Source organism: Streptomyces sp. MUM 203J (genome assembly GCF_022414595.1).
Lineage (GTDB): Bacteria > Actinomycetota > Actinomycetes > Streptomycetales > Streptomycetaceae > Streptomyces.
In genome coordinates, this window is sequence record NZ_JADWYO010000013.1 from 82241 (window position 1) to 99749 (window position 17509).

The following is a 17509-nucleotide window of genomic DNA, read 5'->3' on the forward strand; positions in this document are numbered from 1 at the left end:
GAGCCCAACCCGCGGCCCGTTTCCGGCGAACGGACCTCGACCACCCGGCCAATTCCTTCACCGAGGGCTTACTCGTCGGTAATGTGACAGGTAGTCTGACCGGCCGTGACCAGTCGAAACACCCTTCCTTCCGCTGCCCCCAGCCGCCGCACGCTCGTCAAGGCCGCAGCCGTCACGGCTGTCGCGGCGCCCGCTCTCGTCGCCGCCGCCTCCCCCGCCGCGGCGGACGGCCACGCCCCCGCCTTCCTCCACGGAGTCGCCTCCGGTGACCCGCTGCCCGACGGCGTCCTGCTCTGGACCCGCGTGACGCCCACGCCCGACGCCGTGCCCGGTTCCGGCAAGGGCCCCGACACCGAGGTGAGATGGGAGGTCGCGGAGGACAAGGCGTTCTCCCGCACGGTCGCCCGCGGCGCCGTCACGGCGACCACCGCGACGGACCACACCGTGAAGGTGGATGTACGGGGCCTCCGCCCGGAGACCTCGTACTGGTTCCGCTTCGCGGCCGGCGACTCCTCCACCGGCGTCGCCGAGACCCTGTCACCGGCCGGCCGGACGCGGACCACCCCCGTCTACGACGCCGCCGTGCCCGGCATCCGGTTCGGCGTGGTCTCCTGCTCCAACTGGGAGGCCGGCCACTTCGCCTCGTACCGCCACCTCGCGGCCCGCGCCGACCTGGACGCGGTGCTCCACCTCGGCGACTACATCTACGAGTACGGCACCGGCGAGTACCCGAAGACCAGGCACGTCCTGCGGGCACACGAGCCGCGGCACGAGATCGTCTCCCTCGGCGACTACCGGACCCGGCACGCCCAGTACAAGTCGGACCGCGACCTCCAGGCACTGCACGCCGCCCACCCCGTCATCGCGATATGGGACGACCACGAGTTCGCCGACGACACGTGGTCGGACGGGGCCGACAACCACAGCCCGGACAGCGAGGGCGCCTGGGCGCAGCGCATGGCGGCGGCCAAGCGCGCGTACTTCGAGTGGATGCCGGTACGGACCTCCACGGAGGGCACGGTCTACCGGCGGCTGCGCTTCGGCAGGCTGGCCGATCTGCACCTGCTGGACCTGCGCTCGTTCCGCGACCAGCAGGTGCGGACCGGCAGCGGCAAGGTCGACGACCCGGAGCGGACGATCACGGGCCGCGCCCAGCTCGACTGGCTGAAGGCCGGGCTGGCGTCCTCGGACGCCTCCTGGAAGCTGGTGGGCACCTCGGTGATGATCTCGCCGGTGGCCTTCGGCTCGCTGCCGTCCCATCTGCTGGGGCCGGTGGCCGAACTGATGGGGATTCCGTCCGGCGGGCTGGCCGTCAACACGGACCAGTGGGACGGCTACACGGACGACCGCAGGGAGCTGCTGACGCACCTGAAGGACCGGGGGGTGCGCAACACGGTCTTCCTCACCGGTGACATCCACATGGCCTGGGCGAACGACGTGCCGGTGACGGCGGCGACCTACCCGAAGTCCGCCTCGGCGGCCACGGAGTTCGTGGTGACCTCGGTGACCTCGGACAACCTGGACGACATCCTGCACGTCCCGGCGAACACCGCCTCCTACATCGCGTCGGCGGCCATCAAGGCGGCCAACAGGCACGTCCACTGGATCGACATGGACCACCACGGGTACGGCGTCCTGGACGTGACGGACCAGCGGTCGCAGATGGACTACTACGTACTGTCCGACCGCGAGGACCCGGCCGCGTCGTCCAAGTGGACCCGCTCGTACCGGACGCTCAGCGGTACACAGAAGGTCGAGCGGGTGTACACGCCGGTGCGCTGAGCCTACGCAAGGGCGCTTTTCAGCCATACACCGGCGTGTTAACCGAAGATCACAGACGGATGGCGGGCGGCGTGTTCCGGAGATCGAATCCGGACACACCGCCCGCTCGCGTCAGCGCACACGTTACGTACACGTCTCAACTACCGGACCCGGCAGAAGGATTTCTTCCTGTTGTCTCCATTCCCCCAACGATTGATTGGGCTGGAACGCTCCTCCTCCAGTTCTGACATGGCCACGTAATCTCCTCGGCCGGTGGTGAGGAGAGCCCTCCCACAGCCCCCCGCGAGGAGTCACCCATGCGTGCTCTTGCACGAATATCGCCGCGTACGCACCGCCGCGTCCTCGGCGCCACGGTCCTGGCCGGAACCCTGGCCCTGGCCCCCTTCTCCGCCCCCACCGGAGCCTCCGCCGCCACGACTTCGGCCGCCGCCACGGCCGCCGAGGAGTGCCTCGACGACGACCACGGCACGAGTGCCGGCGCCCGTGTCGCACGTCCTCAGGGTGACGTCCACAAGCACGAGCCGAACGACGTCACCGCGGCCAAGGCCGAGGCCATGGAGGCCGACCTCAAGAAGAAGCTGAAGGACGCCAGGTCCCAGGGCCGGGACAGCGGGCGCTTCGGCTCGGCCGCCGCCGAGGCCGCCGCGACGAGCATCCCGGTCTACTTCCACGTCGTTCACGACGGCACCAAGGGCAAGCTCTCGGCCACCGACATCAACGCCCAGATGTCCGTGCTGAACTCCGCCTTCGGCGGCCAGGGTGACGGAAACACCGACTCCGGCTTCCAGTTCACGCTGGCCGGAACCACCTACACGGACAACGCCGCCTGGTACAACCTCTCCTCCGGTTCCGCCGAGGAGAAGGCCATGAAGTCCACGCTCCGCCAAGGCGGCGCGAACGCCCTGAACTTCTACACCGCCAACCTGGGCGGCGGGCTGCTCGGCTGGGCGACCTTCCCGTCCTCGTACAGGTCCAGCCCGGACATGGACGGCGTCGTCGTCCTCGACGCCTCGCTGCCCGGCGGTTCCGCGGCCAACTACAACCAGGGCGACACCGCCACGCACGAGGTCGGCCACTGGATGGGCCTGTACCACACCTTCCAGGGCGGCTGTAACGGCAAGGGCGACTACGTGGACGACACCGCGGCCGAGAAGAGCCCGGCCTACCAGTGCCCCGAGGGCCGTGACTCCTGCACCCGCAAGGCGGGCGTGGACCCGATCCACAACTTCATGGACTACACGTACGACGCCTGCATGTACCAGTTCACCTCGGGCCAGGTGCAGCGGATGCAGGACCACTGGATCGCGTACCGCGCCTCCTGACCACGCATGACATCCCCTTGATGTCCCCGGACGGTCCGGCCGCCACTGCGGCCGGACCGTCCGTCGTGCACAGGGACCGCTCGGGGGGCTACAGACTCTCCAGGAACGCCAGGCTCGTCGCCCAGGTCCGCTCGGCCGCCCGCTCGTCGTAGTCCGGCAGGTCCGGGTCGGTGTACAGATGCCCGGCCCCCCGGTACCGGTGCATCTCCACCTCGGCACCGCCCTCCCGCATCTTCAGGTACCAGGAGTTCAGCCAGTCGTCCGGCTCGTAGGCGTCCGGGTCCGCGACATGCAGCTGCACCGGCAGCCCGTCCACGGAGTCGTCCTCCGACACGTCGTAGGTGCCGTGCAGCAGGAGCAGCCCTCGCCGCTTCTCGTCCGCCGCGGCCAGGATCTGGGCGAACGCGGCGCCCAGCGAGAACCCGGCGTAGACCAGGCCCTTGTCCGAGTGCGGGGCGGAGGCCACGACGGCCCTCCGGAGCAGCTCGTCCCAGCCGATCCGGTCCTTGATCGCCATACCCGCCTCCGCCGTACCGGCGGTCTCGCCCTCGTAGAGGTCGGGCACATGCACCTGGTGCCCGGCGGCACGCAGTCGCTCCGCGGCGGCGTGCACTGCCGGGCGCAGCCCGTACACCGAGTGAAACAGCATGATCTCCATTCGGTCATCCTGCCACTCCCGGTCTAGCGTTCGGGGTCATGGAGAACGTTCTGCGTCCGTTGATCGTCCTTGGCGGTTCGGTCCTGCTCACCCTGCTGGTCGGCTGGGTGACCGACCGGCTACTGCGCAGGGCCGACGCCCGCCACCCCGAAACCCCGCTGTGGGACCTGCTGCGCCGCTGCCGTCTGCCGCTCCAGCTGGTGCTGCTCCTCGCCCTGTTGCGCGGTTCCTACCGGCAGACCGAGTGGCAGCTCGTCGACGACCACCAGGTCGGCATCGAACGCACCCTGACCATCCTGCTCATCGGCGCCGGCGCCTGGCTGGTGATGGGCATCGTCTCGGCGGTGGTCGAGGCGACCTACGCCCGGTACGAGGCGGCCTCCAGCGACCTGGGGCGGGTGCGCAGGGTCCGGACCCAGATCACGCTCATCATGAGGATCGTCACGGCCGTCGTCGCGGTGGTTGCGGCCGCGGCGATGCTGCTGACGTTCCCCGATTTCCGGGCGATCGGCACGTCCGTGCTGGCGTCGGCGGGCCTCATCGGCATCGTGGCCGGTGTGGCCGCGCAGTCCACGCTGAGCAACGTGTTCGCCGGGTTCCAGATCGCGTTCGGGGACATGGTGCGGATCGGGGACACGGTGGTCGTGGACGGCCACTGGGGTGTCGTGGAGGAGGTGACGCTGACCTTCCTCACGGTACGGACCTGGGACGAGCGCCGGATCACCATGCCGGTCACGTACTTCACCAGCAAGCCCTTCGAGAACTGGTCCCGGGGCGGCCCCCAGATCACCGGCGCGGTCTACTTCCAGCTCGACCACGCGGCGCCCGTCGCCCTCATGCGTGAGCGGCTCCGCGAACTGCTCCAGCAGTCCCCGCAGTGGGACGGGCGCGGCTGGTCGCTGGTCGTCACCGACACCACGCCGAGCACCATGGTGGTACGCGCCGTGGCCACGGCGAAGGACTCCGACGACCTGTGGACCCTCCGCTGTCACGTCCGGGAGGAACTGATCACCTGGCTCTCCGCCCACCACCCTTACGCCCTCCCCCGCGTCGCCACGATGCCCGCCCCGGAACGGGGCGAACCGGACAGGACTCCGCACCGGAACGACTGAGACCCGGGGACTCCGCCCCGTGCCCGTCGCTCCCCGGGCACGTCAGGCCGCACCCGGCGTTCGTGAGCGGGCGCCGGGGCACCCCCGGATCGAAGAGCTCAGGGACGGAGCGGCACGCGCGCAGCGGAAGGGCTCCCGGCGTCGGCACGGCACGGGTCCGGGGAGGCATCCGGCTCGTGACGCCGGACACGTGGTCCGTCAGAGGGCGCGGCGCATCGCGCGGTGAGGGATGCCCGCGTCCGGGTAGACGTCGCCGTACGGCACATACCCGAGCCGCTCGTAGAAACCCAGCGCCTGCGTCTGCGCGGACAGCTCCATCACGGTCAGCCCGCGAGCCCGCCCCGCGTCCTCGATCCCCCGGACGAGCGCCGCGCCCACCCCGAGCCCCCGCGCCGCCCGGGTCACGGCGAGCCGCCCCAGCGCGCCCAGCCCCTCGGTCGCCGCGATCGGCTCGGGCGCGTGCCCGCCGTACAGCAGCCGCGCCGTGCCCAGCGCGACGCCGTCCTCGGTGCGCACCGCGCAGATGTGCAGTGCCTGTGCGTCGTACGCGTCGAACTCCAGCTCCTCGGGCACGCCCTGCTCGACGACGAACACCTCGCGGCGCACATCGAACGCCGTCTCCAGGTCCGTACCGGTACGGACCTCCCTCAGGGCGAAGGTGCGGTCCCTCATGCGCTCTCGGCCGCGATCGTGTCCAGCGCGTGCCGGAGGTCGTCCGGGTAGGAGCTCTCGAACTCCACCCAGCGCCCGTCCGAGGGGTGCTCGAATCCCAGCCGCACCGCGTGCAGCCACTGACGTGTCAGCTTGAGCCGCTTGGCGAGCGTCGGGTCGGCGCCGTAGGTCAGGTCACCGACACAGGGATGGCGGTGAGCCGACATGTGGACCCGGATCTGGTGGGTGCGGCCGGTCTCCAGCTTGATGTCGAGCAGGGAGGCGGCGCGGTACGCCTCGATCAGGTCGTAGTGCGTGACGGACGGCTTGCCGTCGGCGGTGACCGCCCACTTGTAGTCGTGGTTCGGATGCCGCCCGATCGGTGCGTCGATCGTGCCGCTCAGCGGGTCCGGGTGGCCCTGCACGAGCGCGTGGTACCGCTTGTCGACGACCCGCTCCCGGAACTGGGACTTCAGCAGCGTGTAGGCGCGCTCGGACTTGGCGACCACCATCAGCCCGGACGTTCCGACGTCGAGCCGGTGCACGATGCCCTGCCGCTCGGCGGCACCGGACGTCGAGATGCGGTACCCGGCCGCGGCGAGACCGCCGATCACGGTGGTGCCGGTCCAGCCGGGGCTCGGGTGGGCGGCCACGCCGACAGGCTTGACGATCACGACGATGTCCTCGTCGTCGTGGACGATCTCCATGCCTTCCACGGGCTCCGCGACGATCTGCACGGGCGCGGGCGCGCCGGGCATCTCGACCTCCAGCCAGGCACCCCCGGTGACCCGCTCGGACTTGCCGACGACGGCGCCGTCCACCAGGACCTTCCCGGCCGTGGCCAGCTCGGCCGCCTTCGTACGGGAGAATCCGAACATGCGGGCGATGGCGGCGTCGACGCGCTCGCCTTCGAGGCCGTCGGGAACGGGCAGGGTGCGGATCTCGGGAATCGTGCTCACCCGTCGAGTATGCCTTGTCGGCCGACTCACCCGACCAGCCCTGTGGACAACCTCCCGGCCTCCCGGCCCGGGCTCAGTCCTTGTGGACGGTGCCGTCCGGGTCCAGGCCGCGGAACGAGAGGATCACGATCAGGAAGCCACCGCAGACGATCGCGGAGTCCGCGAGGTTGAAGACGGCGAAGTGGGCGGGCGCGATGAAGTCGACGACCGCGCCTTCGAACACGCCTGGTGCCCGGAAGATCCGGTCGGTGAGGTTGCCGAGCGCGCCCCCGAGGAGCAGACCCAGCGCGACGGCCCAGGGCAGGCTGTAGAGCTTGCGGGCCAGCCGTATGATCACGACGATCACCGCGGCCGCGATGATCGTGAACAGCACGGTGAAGGCCTCGCCGATCCCGAACGCCGCGCCCGGGTTGCGCACCGCCTCCAGCTTCAGCAGGCCGTCGATGAGCACGATCGGCTCGTGGTGCTCCAGCCGGGCCACGACGAGCATCTTGCTGCCGAGGTCCAGCAGGTAGGCCACGACGGCCACGGCGAGCAGTGCCACGACCCGCCGCCTGCCCCTGGGCTGCTCGGCAGGCGCGCCGGCCTCGTCGTCCACATCCGGCGTACCGATGACGTGTTCCGCCTCTGCCACGTGAGTCCCTCAACCTAGGTTCCTGACTGTGACGAGGGTACGGCACACACGTACGGGTCAGCCTCGCCGCTCCTGCTTCTGCTTGTCCTCGACACACAGCGTGGCCCGGGGGAACGCCTGCATCCGCGCCTTGCCGATGGGCCTGCCGCACACTTCGCACAGGCCGTATGTGCCGGAGTCGAGGCGCTGGAGCGCGTGCTCGGTCTGTTCAAGGGTGGCGCGGGCGTTGGCGGCCAGCGCCATCTCGTGCTCGCGGGTGATGTTCTTGGTACCGGTGTCGGCCTCGTCGTGGCCCGCCCCGTCCCCGGAGTCCCGCATCAGCCCGGTCAGCGCGGCCTCGGAGGCGGCGATCTCCTGCTGGAGGCGCAGCACCTCGCTCTCCAGCTCGGCGCGGGCCTCCGCGACCTCCTCGGGCGTCCACGGCTCCTCGCCGGGCCGTACGGCGAGCTCCTCGGGCGCCGTTCCGGCGATCCCACGCGCGGGGGGCACGCCCGCGCCGGCCGCGCTCACGTCCGCCGTCTTCTTCGCTGCCACCGTCCGGTCTCCTGTCTGCTCCACGTCGGCCGCGGCTGCGGCCCTGCGCGCGGGCTCGCCGCCCGCGCCCTTCCCGCCCGCCGGGGCCTTCCTGGGGGCGGTCTTCCTCCGAGCCGGGCGCCTGACGGGTTCGGCGCCCGCGCCGGCCCCGGCCCCCGTCCCGGCCTCCTTCTCCCGGGAGGCCGCTTTCCGGGCGGTCGTCTTCTCGGCGGCGGTCGTCTTCTTCGCCGTGGTCTTCGCTGCGGCGGCCTTCCGCGTGGCCGTCTTCCCGGAGGCCGCCTTCTTGGCAGCCGCCTTCTTGGCGACGGCCTTCGTGGTCGCCTTCTTCGCCGTGCTCGCCGTCGGCGCCCCCTCCGCCGCCTCGGCCGCGGCCGCCCTGCCTGCGGCGGCCTTCTTCGCCGTCGCCTTCCGCGCCGCCGCGCGCGTGGCGTCGGTCCCGCCGGTGCCGGGGTCCTCCGCGGCGCGCTTCCTCGTGGCGGCCTTCCGGGCCGCACCCCGCGCGCCGCTGCCGGACGCCGCCTCGGACTCCGCGGCGACGGGACCGGACGTGGCCCCGGCGCGGCTCCGGGACGCGGCCGACGTGCTCTTCCGCGGGCCGCCCGGCTCGGCCGGTTCCGCGGGCGCCGTTCTGCTGACGGCGGTCTTCTTCGCCACCATGCCGCGGCCCCTTCACATATTGTGATCTTGCTCGCGCACCGTGCTGGGACGATAAATCGGCCCAGGCCCGGCGGCAACGGGACGCGCCGCCGGTCCGGCGCGGGTCTGCCGGGCACGGCGGGCCCTAAGGGGTTGTGCCCAGTTCCCAGGCCGGTCATCACGTGGTTGCCCCATCCGGGCGGACCTGGTCCCGTATGCCCATTCGGGTCACGCCGCGCGGCCCCCGGAATATCCGGTCGGCCGGTGTCCGTGCGGGCCCGTACACTGTGGGGGTCCCCCTGCTCGAGCGGAGCCGAGAGCTTGGGGGAGCAGCGAAAGGCGTGGATGGGGACGAGTAGCGTCGCACGCAGCCATGAGCGACCCGGGGACGGTGCGAGCCCGGGGGCCAGCCCGATGTGAAGCATCACCCCGGAGCCGCCGGAAGAAAGCCTTGGACGTGGGCGTCGCCCGCGGCCCGAGGCGAGTAGAACCGGCATCGTGACCCGAATGAGGGGGTTCCGGGCGGCGCCCGGGGCCAAGGAGGGTGGTACCGCGGGAGCGCACACGGGCTCTCGTCCCTCCGACGGAACGAGAAGCCTGTCCGCCGGAGGATCCGATGTCGCAGTACCGCCAGGTACCCGCCCAGGTCGACCTGCCCGCCCTTGAGCACGCCGTGCTCGACTTCTGGCGCGAGCAGAAGATCTTCGCCAAGAGCCTGGAGCAGTCCGAGGGGCGTCCCGAGTGGGTGTTCTACGAGGGCCCGCCCACGGCCAACGGCATGCCCGGCGCCCACCACATCGAGGCCCGCGTCTTCAAGGACGTCTTCCCGCGCTTCCGCACGATGCGCGGCTACCACGTGTCCCGCAAGGCCGGCTGGGACTGCCACGGTCTGCCGGTGGAGCTGGCCGTCGAGAAGGAGCTGGGCTTCTCCGGCAAGAAGGACATCGAGTCGTACGGCATCGCGGAGTTCAACGACAAGTGCCGCGCGTCCGTGTCCCGTCACACCGACGCCTTCGCGGAACTCACCACGCGCATGGGCTACTGGGTGGACCTGGATGAGGCGTACTGGACGCTGAACCCCGAGTACATCGACTCGGTGTGGTGGTCCCTGAAGCAGATCTTCGACAAGGGTCTGCTGGTCCAGGACCACCGGGTCGCCCCCTGGTGCCCCCGCTGCGGCACGGGCCTGTCGGACCACGAGCTGGCGCAGGGCTACGAGACGGTCGTCGACCCGTCCGTGTACGTGCGCTTCCCGCTCACCTCCGGCCCGCTGGCCGGTGAGGCGTCGCTCGTCGTCTGGACGACGACCCCGTGGACGCTGGTGTCCAACACGGCCGTGGCCGCACACCCGCAGGTGACGTACGTGGTCGCCACGGACGGCGACGAGAAGCTGGTCGTCGCGGAGCCGCTGCTGGAGAAGGCGCTGGGCGAGGGCTGGGAGCCCACCGGGCAGACCTTCACGGGCGCGGAGATGGAGCGCTGGGAGTACCAGCGCCCGTTCGAGCTGGTCGAGTTCCCGAGCCCCGGCGAGGGAACCGACGGGCGCAGCCCGGAGCGGGCGCATTTCGTCGTCAACGCCGACTATGTGACCACCGAGGACGGTACGGGTCTGGTCCACCAGGCCCCGGCGTTCGGTGAGGACGACCTCAAGGTGTGCCGGGCCTACGGCCTGCCCGTGGTGAACCCGGTCCGCGCTGACGGCACCTTCGAGGAATCCGTCGGGCTCGTCGGCGGCCAGTTCTTCAAGAAGGCCGACGAGGCGCTGACGAAGGACCTGGACGCACGCGGGCTGCTGTTCAAGCACATCGCGTACGAGCACAGCTACCCGCACTGCTGGCGCTGCCACACGGCGCTGCTGTACTACGCACAGCCGTCCTGGTACATCCGCACCACCGCGGTCAAGGACCGGCTGCTGGAGGAGAACCAGGCGACCAACTGGTTCCCGGACTCCGTCAAGGAGGGCCGCTTCGGGGACTGGCTGAACAACAACATCGACTGGGCGCTGTCCCGCAACCGCTACTGGGGCACGCCGCTGCCGGTCTGGCGCTGCGAGGACGACCACCTGACCGTCGTGGGCTCCCGCGCCGAGCTGGGCGGGCTGGCCGGGCGCGACCTGTCGGACTTCGACCCGCACCGCCCGTTCATCGACGAGGTGACCTTCGACTGCCCGCAGTGCGCGAAGTCCGCCGTCCGCGTGCCCGAGGTCATCGACTGCTGGTACGACGCGGGCTCCATGCCGTTCGCTCAGTGGGGCTACCCGTACAAGAACAAGGAACTCTTCGAGAAGCGCTTCCCGGCGCAGTTCATCTCTGAGGCCATCGACCAGACACGTGGCTGGTTCTACACGCTGATGGCGATCGGCACGCTGGTCTTCGACAAGTCGCCGTACGAGAACGTGGTCTGCCTCGGTCACATCCTGGCCGAGGACGGCCGGAAGATGTCCAAGCACCTGGGCAACATCCTCCAGCCGATCCCGCTCATGGACCAGCACGGCGCGGACGCGGTCCGCTGGTTCATGGCGGCCGGCGGCTCTCCCTGGGCGGCCCGCCGGGTGGGGCACGGCACGATCCAGGAGGTCGTGCGCAAGACGCTCCTCACGTACTGGAACACGGTCGCGTTCCAGGCCCTGTACGCGCGCACGTCGGGCTGGGCCCCGTCCGAGGCGGACCCGGCACCGGCCGGGCGCACGGTCCTGGACCGCTGGCTGCTGAGCGAGCTGCACGCGCTCACCGACCAGGTCACCCAGGCGCTGGAGGCGTACGACACCCAGCGGGCCGGCAAACTGCTGTCGGCGTTCGTCGACGACCTGTCGAACTGGTACGTGCGCCGCTCGCGGCGCCGGTTCTGGCAGGGCGACAAGGCGGCGCTGCGCACCCTGCACGACGTGGTCGAGACGGTGACACGGCTGATGGCCCCGCTGGTCCCGTTCATCACCGAACGCGTCTGGCAGGACCTGGTCGTGCCGGTGACCCCGGGCGCGCCGGAGTCGGTGCACCTGTCGGCCTGGCCCGAGGCCGACCTGGGCGCGATCGACCCGGAGCTGTCTCAGCAGATGGCCCTGGTGCGGCGGCTGGTCGAGCTGGGCCGCGCCACGCGCGCGGAGTCGGGTGTGAAGACCCGTCAGCCGCTGTCGCGGGCACTGGTCGCGGCGGCCGGGTTCGAGGCGCTCTCCCCCGAACTGCACACGCAGATCACGGAGGAGCTGAACGTCTCCTCGCTGGCGTCGCTCTCCGAGGTGGGCGGCTCGCTGGTCGACACCACGGCGAAGGCCAACTTCCGGGCGCTGGGCAAGCGGTTCGGCAAGCGGGTCCAGGACGTCGCCAAGGCGGTCGCGGCGGCGGACGCGGCGGCGCTGTCGCGTGCACTGCGGGACGGCGAGGCCACGCTCCAGGTCGACGGGGAGACGATCACACTGGCTCCGGACGAGGTGATCATCACCGAGACACCCCGTGAGGGCTGGTCCGTGGCCTCCGACGCGGGCGCGACGGTCGCGCTGGACCTGGAGATCACGCCGGAGCTGCGGCGGGCGGGCCTGGCCCGTGACGCGATCCGGCTGATCCAGGAGGCCCGGAAGAACAGCGGGCTGGACGTCGCGGACCGGATCGCGCTGCGCTGGGAGTCGGCGGACGAGGAGGTCGCGTCGGCGCTCGTGGACCACGCGGGGCTGATCGCGGACGAGGTGCTGGCGACGGACTTCGCCCGTGGGGAGGCCGACGAGTCGTACGGCGCCCCCTTCACGGACGAGCCGCTGTCCCTGACGTTCCGCCTCCGCAAGGCGTAACCGACTCCGTGGGGGCTCGTCGCCCCCACACTCCGGGAAGCCCCGGGCCGTTCCGGCCCGGGGCTTCCCGCTGTCTCCCCGCCCCGCCCTCCCGGCTGTGCTCGATTCGCGGCTCCGCCGTGTGCGGGCTCCGCTCCCAGCCCCCGTCATCGCCGCCGGGCTCTGCGAGCCGGAATCGCCCCGGAACGGCAACTTCCCCCTCGTACGCCGGGCGGGCTTCGCTTCCGGGCACCGCGAAGGGCCGGGGCCCGGGACCGTACGGTCCCGGGCCCCGGCCCTGTCAGCCTGCCGACGGCTGCGTCAGTTGTCGTCCTCGTCGATGAGGAAGCCCCGCATCGGAGACGGCGCCTGCTGCATCGGCTGCGGCGCCTGCGGCCGGACCGGTGCCATCGGCTGAGTCATCGCCGGCGACATCTGCTGCTGGCCGCCGTACGACGGGCCGTTGCCCATCCCGGGCGGGCCGCCCATGGGCTGGTTGCCACCGTACGAGGGGCCGCTCGTGCCCGCCGACGCCATAGAGGGGGACGGCGGCAGCGAGGGTGCGGAGGACGGGGTGCGCGGCGGCGCCAGCGACTCGTCGCCCTGGCTCTCCAGCTGACGCAGCTGGCTCTCCAGGTACGACTTCAGCCGCGTGCGGTACTCACGCTCGAAGCCACGCAGGTCCTCGACCTTGCGCTCCAGCGTGGCGCGGGCGGACTCCAGGGAGCCCATCGCGACGCGGTGCTTCTCCTGCGCGTCCCGCTCCAGCGCGTCGGCCTTGGCGCGGGCGTCCCGCTCCAGGCCCTCGGCGCGCGAACGGGCCTCACCGACGATCTTGTTGGCCTCGGCGCGGGCCTCCGCGATCGCCTGGTCGGCGGTCTGCTGTGCCAGCGACAGCACACGCGCGGCGCTGTCGCCGCCCGGGCCCTGCTGCGGCATCCCCGGACCGCCCATGGGGCCGCCCATCGGACCGCCCATGGGGCCGCCCTGCATGGGGCCGGGGCCGTGCGGGCCCTGCGGCCCGCCGTGACCGGGACCGGCCGGCAGCTGAGGCGCGCCACCCGGCAGCTGGGGCGGACCCATCTGCGGCTGCTGCGGCTGCTGCTGGACCGGGGGTCCGGATATCCCGGCGGGCACCGGAGCGCCGCCGGGCCCCTGAGGACCACCGGGGCCCTGGGGTCCGCCCTGACCGCCCGGGCCCTGAGGGCCGCCGGGGCCCTGCGGACGCTCCTGCTGCTCCGGAGGCTTGCGCATGGCCTGCTGCTGGTTCTGCGCGGCGGCGCGCGTGGCGGCCGCCAGCTTGGCGCGCAGGTCCTCGTTCTCGCGGAGCAGGCGCGTCAGCTCGGCCTCGACCTCGTCGAGAAAGGCATCGACCTCGTCCTCGTCATAGCCTTCTCGGAGGCGGACGGTCGTGAACTGCTTGTTCCGCACGTCCTCGGGGGTCAGCGGCATCTCTTCTTCACCTCTACGTAGTCGTCGGCAGTCGGCAGGACCGGATCGCTCACACCCTCATCGCGAAACTACCCACGATGTTGAGCAGGATGTACACGATGATCATCAGAACGAAGAAGGACAGGTCGAGTGCCACGCTCCCGAGACGCAGCGGTGGGATGAACCGCCGCAGAAGCTTCAGTGGTGGATCGGTGACAGTGTAGGTGGCCTCCAGAACGACCACCATCGCCTTGCCGGGTTGCCATGAACGGGCGAACTGGAAGACGTAATCCATGACCAGCCGGAAGATCAGCACGACCATGAAGCACGCCAAGGCGATGTAGATCACCTGTAGTACGACGCCCATGCCCCGCTTCCCTCTCCCCTGGCTCTCGTCTTACCGGCCTTCCGGCCGGGCCGTTCCGGTCTCGCTGTCCCTGCTGTGGTCTCAGCTTTGGTTGAAGAATCCGCCCTCTGCGATGCGGGCCTTGTCCTCCGCCGTAACGTCGACGTTAGCAGGCGACAACAGGAACACCTTCTGCGTCACGCGCTCAATGCTGCCATGGAGCCCGAACACCAGACCGGCGGCAAAGTCGACAAGTCGCTTCGCGTCCGTGTCGTCCATCTCGGTGAGGTTCATGATCACCGGCGTGCCCTCGCGGAAGTGTTCCCCGATGGTACGGGCCTCGTTGTAGGTCCTCGGGTGCAGGGTGGTGATGCGGTAGGGCTCCCGCTCGGACACGACCTTGGGCATGATCACCGGTGCGTTCTTCTCCAGGCTCGGGCGTTCGGGTGTGATGGACGCCACGGGGGCGATCCGTGCGGGCCGGCCACTGTCCGCGGGGAGCGCGACGGGCTCACGCGGGGCCGGCGGCTGAGGCACCGGAGCATGCACCGGCTCCTCGCGCTCCACCTGGTGGGGGGGCTGGTGACGCCGCCGGTCGCGCTCCGGCTCCGGATCGAGCTCGGGTTCGAAGTCGTCATCGGGGTCGAAGCCCCGGCCGTCGTACCCATCGTCCTCCACGAGGCCGAGGTAGACCGCCATCTTGCGCATCGCGCCGGCCATGCTCTGAGTCCTCCGCTCTGTGGTGGATCGGCAACGTCAGGTCGCGCCTGCGATCCACTCGGCCCGTCCGCCATCGGGCGGAAATGACCATATTTTCTACTGTGGTCCGACTTGCTTCGCGACGTTACCCGAGCTGGGGACGGACTCCGAGTACCGCCGTGCCGATGCGCACATGTGTCGCCCCGGCCGCGACGGCGTCCTCAAGGTCCGCACTCATCCCCGCCGAGACCATGTTCGCAGCCGGATGGGCCGCGCGCAGGCGAGATGCCAATTCCACCAGCCGCTCGAACGCGGCCCTTTGACGTCCGGCGTACGGCCCCGCCAGCGGAGCCACCGTCATCAGTCCGCGCAGCCGCAGCCCCCGCGCCGCCTCGATCGCGTCGGCCAGCTCCCCGACCCCGTCGGGCGCGACACCCCCGCGGTCGCCACGCGCGCCCGACTCCGCGTCAAGCGCCACCTGCACCAGGCAGTCCAGCTCCCGCCCGGCCTGCTCAGCGGCCGTCGACAGCGACGAAACCAGCCGCAACCGGTCGACAGACTGCACAACCTGGGCATAACCGGCCACCGACTTGGCCTTGTTGGTCTGCAGCTGGCCGACGAAATGCCAGGTCAGATCGAGGTCGGCACAGGCCGAGGCCTTGGGACGGGCGTCCTGGTCCTTGTTCTCCGCGACATGACGCACCCCCAGCTCGTGCAGCAGCCGGACGTCGCTCGCGGGGTAGGTCTTGGTGACCACGACGAGGGTCACCTCCTCCCGCCTGCGTCCGGCGGCGGCGCAGGCCCGGGCGATGCGCTCCTCCACCCGCGCCAGGTTCCGCGCGAGCTCCGTCTTACGGTCCGTCACCTGTCGTTCCCCTCGGCCCAGACATATCCGGCGAGCCGTCCGGTCGCGCGGTCGCGGCGGTACGAGAAGTGGTCGGCCGACTCACGGGTGCAGACGTCCGAGGCACTCCGGTTCCGGACGCCCAGCCGCTCCAGCTGCGCGTGAACCCCGGCGACCACGTCGACTGCCGGGGTTCCCCAGCTCGTCCCGGCGTGGGCGGCCGGCTCTACGGCGGCGACCTCGTCCCGCATGGCCGCGGGCACCTCATAGCAGCGACCGCAGACGGCGGGGCCGGTCCTGGCCGTCATCCGAGCGGGCTCGGCGCCCAGTGTGATCATGGTCTCCACGGTCGCGGCGACTACGCCCGCCACCATGCCGGGGCGGCCCGCGTGCGCCGCCGCGACCACACCGGCGACCGGGTCGGCCAGCAGGACGGGGACACAGTCGGCGGTGAGCACCGCGAGCGGAAGTCCGCGCCGGGCGGTCACCACCGCGTCACCTTCCGGAACGTCCGCTTCCGCGGGCCGGGGTCCGTCGACCACATGGACGGTCCGGCCGTGGACCTGGTTCATCCACACGACCCGCGCCGGGTCGACACCCAGAGCGCGGGCGGCGAGCCCCCGGTTGGCGAGGACGGCGGCCGGTTCGTCCCCGACCGCGCCGCCCAGGTTCAGCTCCTCGTACGGAACGGCGCTCACCCCGCCCCACCGGTCGGTGAAGGCGAAGTGCGCGCCGTCCACGATCTCGTGCTGCCCTATCACGCAGGGATCACTTCAGGAAGTCCGGGACATCCAGCTCTTCGGCCTGGGAGTCCTGGTAGGGGCGGGTCGTGGGGATGGCCGCCGGGGCGACCTGCGAGAGCGGGGTCTCGTTCACCGCGGGGGCCGGCTCGGCCGGGGCGGCCGGGGGCTCCTCGCGCACCGGGACCGTACCCAGGCCGCTGCTCGCCGGGCGGGCGGGCTCGGCGGGGCGGGCGGGCGCCGGGGCGGACGGCTCCTCGCGCTTCGCGCCGGCCGAGGCACCCAGGACGTTGTCGCGGCGGGCGGGCGGCTGGCCGCCGTCGAATCCGGCCGCGATGACCGTGACCCTGACCTCGTCGCCCAGGGCGTCGTCGATGACGGCACCGAAGATGATGTTGGCCTCGGGGTGGGCGGCCTCGCTGACCAGCTGGGCGGCCTCGTTGATCTCGAACAGGCCCAGGTCGGAGCCTCCGGAGATGGAGAGCAGCACGCCCCGGGCGCCGTCGATGGAAGCCTCCAGCAGCGGCGAGGAGATCGCCATCTCGGCGGCGGCCACCGCCCGGTCGTCGCCCCGTGCGGAGCCGATGCCCATGAGCGCCGAACCGGCCTCGGACATGACCGACTTGACGTCGGCGAAGTCCAGGTTGATCAGACCGGGGGTGGTGATCAGGTCCGTGATGCCCTGGACACCGGAGAGCAGCACCTGGTCGGCGGACTTGAAGGCGTCGAGCACGCTGACCTGGCGGTCCGAGATGGACAGCAGCCGGTCGTTGGGGATGACGATGAGGGTGTCGACCTCTTCGCGCAGGGCGGCGATGCCGTCCTCCGCCTGGTTGGCCCGGCGGCGCCCCTCGAAGGTGAAGGGGCGCGTGACCACGCCGATGGTGAGCGCGCCCAGCGAACGCGCGATGCGCGCCACCACCGGTGCGCCGCCGGTGCCGGTGCCGCCGCCCTCGCCCGCCGTCACGAAGACCATGTCGGCCCCCTTGAGGACCTCCTCGATCTCCTCGGCGTGGTCCTCGGCGGCCTTCCGCCCGACGTCCGGGTTGGCGCCGGCGCCCAGTCCCCGGGTGAGTTCGCGGCCGACGTCCAGCTTGACGTCGGCGTCGCTCATCAACAGCGCCTGTGCGTCCGTGTTGATGGCGATGAACTCGACACCCTTGAGACCGACCTCGATCATTCGGTTGATGGCATTGACACCACCGCCGCCGACACCGATGACCTTGATGACTGCGAGGTAGTTCTGCGGTGCTGCCACGTCGAAGGCCTCTCGCCTCGATTAACGGGCCGCCGCTGCGCGCTGCCTGGCGCGCCGCGACGACGGATGCCGATGGGACGGTCCCAAATGCCGACCCAAACCCTAACGTTGAAGTTTAGGGTTACCAGTGTGCCTGCTCCCTG

At 71.2% G+C, this 17509-nt stretch carries 15 protein-coding genes; 4 read left to right on the forward strand and 11 right to left on the reverse strand.

Annotated elements, in window-relative coordinates; translation table 11 throughout:
- The first annotated feature begins 105 nt into the window (after window positions 1-105).
- Both I3F58_RS10310 and I3F58_RS10315 read left to right on the forward strand, forming a co-directional pair.
- Complete coding sequence (locus tag I3F58_RS10310) at window positions 106-1782, forward strand: alkaline phosphatase (RefSeq protein ID WP_240107992.1); 1677 nt, start codon at window positions 106-108, stop codon at window positions 1780-1782.
- 296 nt (window positions 1783-2078) lie between these two features.
- Complete coding sequence (locus I3F58_RS10315) at window positions 2079-3104, forward strand: zinc metalloprotease (RefSeq protein WP_240107993.1); 1026 nt, start codon at window positions 2079-2081, stop codon at window positions 3102-3104.
- Between the two features lie 88 nt (window positions 3105-3192).
- Here the strand turns inward: I3F58_RS10315 and I3F58_RS10320 are convergent, their stop codons facing one another.
- A complete protein-coding gene (locus tag I3F58_RS10320) occupies window positions 3193-3762 on the reverse strand; it encodes a dienelactone hydrolase family protein (protein ID WP_240107994.1) in 570 nt (189 codons plus the stop codon).
- 38 nt (window positions 3763-3800) lie between these two features.
- On the opposite strand from I3F58_RS10320, the gene I3F58_RS10325 reads away from it, so the two are divergent.
- Window positions 3801-4874 (forward strand): mechanosensitive ion channel family protein, encoded by a 1074-nt coding sequence (locus tag I3F58_RS10325; protein WP_240107995.1) that lies wholly within the window; start codon window positions 3801-3803, stop codon window positions 4872-4874.
- A 198-nt stretch (window positions 4875-5072) separates the two neighbouring features.
- On the opposite strand, the gene I3F58_RS10330 is transcribed toward I3F58_RS10325, so the two are convergent.
- The 4 genes from I3F58_RS10330 to I3F58_RS10345 form a co-directional block, all read right to left on the reverse strand.
- Entirely contained in the window at window positions 5073-5546 is a 474-nt protein-coding gene (locus I3F58_RS10330; RefSeq protein ID WP_240107996.1) for a GNAT family N-acetyltransferase, read from the reverse strand.
- Window positions 5543-6484, reverse strand: coding sequence for an RluA family pseudouridine synthase (locus tag I3F58_RS10335; RefSeq protein WP_240107997.1), 942 nt, complete (start codon window positions 6482-6484; stop codon window positions 5543-5545). The genes I3F58_RS10330 and I3F58_RS10335 overlap by 4 nt, the downstream gene beginning before the upstream one ends.
- A gap of 73 nt (window positions 6485-6557) precedes the next feature.
- A complete protein-coding gene (gene lspA / locus I3F58_RS10340) occupies window positions 6558-7118 on the reverse strand; it encodes a signal peptidase II (protein WP_240107998.1) in 561 nt (186 codons plus the stop codon).
- Between the two features lie 57 nt (window positions 7119-7175).
- Window positions 7176-8309: a TraR/DksA C4-type zinc finger protein gene (locus I3F58_RS10345; RefSeq protein WP_240107999.1), complete on the reverse strand. Its 1134-nt coding sequence runs from the start codon at window positions 8307-8309 to the stop codon at window positions 7176-7178.
- A 595-nt stretch (window positions 8310-8904) separates the two neighbouring features.
- Between I3F58_RS10345 and ileS the strand changes: the two genes are divergently transcribed.
- On the forward strand, window positions 8905-12069 hold the full coding sequence (ileS, locus tag I3F58_RS10350) for an isoleucine--tRNA ligase (protein WP_240108000.1): 3165 nt from the start codon (window positions 8905-8907) through the stop codon (window positions 12067-12069).
- A 300-nt stretch (window positions 12070-12369) separates the two neighbouring features.
- Here the strand turns inward: ileS and I3F58_RS10355 are convergent, their stop codons facing one another.
- From I3F58_RS10355 to ftsZ, 6 genes are all read right to left on the reverse strand, one after another.
- Window positions 12370-13500: a DivIVA domain-containing protein gene (locus I3F58_RS10355; RefSeq protein WP_240108001.1), complete on the reverse strand. Its 1131-nt coding sequence runs from the start codon at window positions 13498-13500 to the stop codon at window positions 12370-12372.
- A gap of 49 nt (window positions 13501-13549) precedes the next feature.
- The gene (locus tag I3F58_RS10360) at window positions 13550-13846 is read right to left on the reverse strand and encodes a YggT family protein (protein WP_240108002.1); all 297 of its coding nucleotides are present in this window, start codon (window positions 13844-13846) and stop codon (window positions 13550-13552) included.
- A gap of 81 nt (window positions 13847-13927) precedes the next feature.
- Window positions 13928-14545, reverse strand: a complete 618-nt coding sequence (gene sepF, locus I3F58_RS10365) for a cell division protein SepF (RefSeq protein WP_240108003.1) — start codon at window positions 14543-14545, stop codon at window positions 13928-13930.
- A gap of 124 nt (window positions 14546-14669) precedes the next feature.
- The gene (locus tag I3F58_RS10370) at window positions 14670-15389 is read right to left on the reverse strand and encodes a YggS family pyridoxal phosphate-dependent enzyme (protein ID WP_240108004.1); all 720 of its coding nucleotides are present in this window, start codon (window positions 15387-15389) and stop codon (window positions 14670-14672) included.
- Window positions 15386-16129 carry a peptidoglycan editing factor PgeF gene (gene pgeF, locus I3F58_RS10375; RefSeq protein WP_240108005.1) on the reverse strand — a complete coding sequence of 248 codons (744 nt, stop codon included), beginning with the start codon at window positions 16127-16129 and terminating at the stop codon, window positions 15386-15388. The genes I3F58_RS10370 and pgeF overlap by 4 nt, the downstream gene beginning before the upstream one ends.
- 7 nt (window positions 16130-16136) lie before the next feature.
- Window positions 16137-17366 carry a cell division protein FtsZ gene (gene ftsZ / locus I3F58_RS10380; protein ID WP_240108006.1) on the reverse strand — a complete coding sequence of 410 codons (1230 nt, stop codon included), beginning with the start codon at window positions 17364-17366 and terminating at the stop codon, window positions 16137-16139.
- Window positions 17367-17509: the final 143 nt, after the last annotated feature.

Bases quoted from the DNA above. Each gene is read 5' to 3' on its own strand.
- I3F58_RS10315 (WP_240107993.1), top strand. From the start codon at position 2,079: ATGCGTGCTCTTGCACGAATATCGCCGCGTACGCACCGCCGCGTCCTC.
- I3F58_RS10320 (WP_240107994.1), bottom strand. From the start codon at position 3,762: ATGGAGATCATGCTGTTTCACTCGGTGTACGGGCTGCGCCCGGCAGTG.
- I3F58_RS10325 (WP_240107995.1), top strand. From the start codon at position 3,801: ATGGAGAACGTTCTGCGTCCGTTGATCGTCCTTGGCGGTTCGGTCCTG.
- I3F58_RS10330 (WP_240107996.1), bottom strand. From the start codon at position 5,546: ATGAGGGACCGCACCTTCGCCCTGAGGGAGGTCCGTACCGGTACGGAC.
- I3F58_RS10345 (WP_240107999.1), bottom strand. From the start codon at position 8,309: ATGGTGGCGAAGAAGACCGCCGTCAGCAGAACGGCGCCCGCGGAACCG.
- ileS (WP_240108000.1), top strand. From the start codon at position 8,905: ATGTCGCAGTACCGCCAGGTACCCGCCCAGGTCGACCTGCCCGCCCTT.
- I3F58_RS10355 (WP_240108001.1), bottom strand. From the start codon at position 13,500: ATGCCGCTGACCCCCGAGGACGTGCGGAACAAGCAGTTCACGACCGTC.
- I3F58_RS10360 (WP_240108002.1), bottom strand. From the start codon at position 13,846: ATGGGCGTCGTACTACAGGTGATCTACATCGCCTTGGCGTGCTTCATG.
- sepF (WP_240108003.1), bottom strand. From the start codon at position 14,545: ATGGCCGGCGCGATGCGCAAGATGGCGGTCTACCTCGGCCTCGTGGAG.